At 72.3% G+C, this 875-nt stretch carries 1 protein-coding gene and 1 pseudogene; both read left to right on the forward strand.

Annotated features, from left to right (window positions below; genetic code table 11):
* The first annotated feature begins 242 nt into the window (after positions 1 to 242).
* The gene (locus tag MTQ10_RS30810) at positions 243 to 593 is read left to right on the forward strand and encodes a metallopeptidase family protein (protein ID WP_043502155.1); all 351 of its coding nucleotides are present in this window, start codon (positions 243 to 245) and stop codon (positions 591 to 593) included.
* A gap of 85 nt (positions 594 to 678) precedes the next feature.
* Positions 679 to 875 (forward strand): annotated as a pseudogene (locus MTQ10_RS30815) (hypothetical protein); the annotation flags it as partial.

The raw sequence follows: 875 nt of genomic DNA on the forward strand, positions 1-875 counted from the left end.
GGTGCGGCGCGGGCGGGCATGACCGCGTGTGCGGGGATCACGGGGTGTGCGGGGCTTGCGGATCATCCTGCTCAGGGCGGTCGTGAAGTTCCGGGCTGAGGCGGAGACGCGTGCCATTGGTGCCGTATGCCCGGCTTCGCGGGTGATCATGCCTGGTGGTGCGGGAGGGGCCCGTTCGGTGCGGTCGGGGTTCGTCCGGCGTGGGCGGCCCGTGGCGGGGGTGTGTGCCGGACAATGGCGGTGTGCTGGAGATGACGCGCGAGGAGTTCGAGGAGCTGGTCGCCGAGGCGCTGGACCGGATCCCGCCGGAGCTGACGCGGCTGATGGACAACGTGGCGGTGTTCGTGGAGGACGAGCCGCCGGCGGACGATCCGGAGCTGCTGGGGCTGTACGAGGGGACCCCGTTGACGGAGCGGGGGGAGTGGTACGCGGGTGTGCTGCCGGACCGGATCACGATCTACCGGGGGCCGACGCTGCGGATGTGCGAGTCGCGGGAGGACGTCGTCGCGGAGACGGAGATCACGGTGGTGCATGAGATCGCGCATCACTTCGGGATCGACGACGCGCGTCTGCACGCACTGGGGTACGGCTGACGGGGTGTGAACGAGGGGCGCGTGTCCTCTTGCGGGCGGCGGGAGTTGGGCACATCGACTCACTCTCACTCCCGGAGGTGGCTTCGTGCGCCCCTTGTACGTTCCTGTCCGCCTGGCCGCCACGGTCATGGCCGTCGCCGCAGCCGCCGGCTGTATGAGCGTGGGGGACGACGACACGGGCGGGAGCCGGCCGTCGCACTCGGCGGACCAGCGGGGCGGTGCGGAGCCGGACGGCGGGTCGGCGGACGCGGGTGGTGCGGCCGGGGCGGGGAGTGCCGGGGG

It is taken from the genome of Streptomyces sp. XM83C (genome assembly GCF_023072675.1).
GTDB classification, from domain to species: domain Bacteria; phylum Actinomycetota; class Actinomycetes; order Streptomycetales; family Streptomycetaceae; genus Streptomyces; species Streptomyces thermocoprophilus.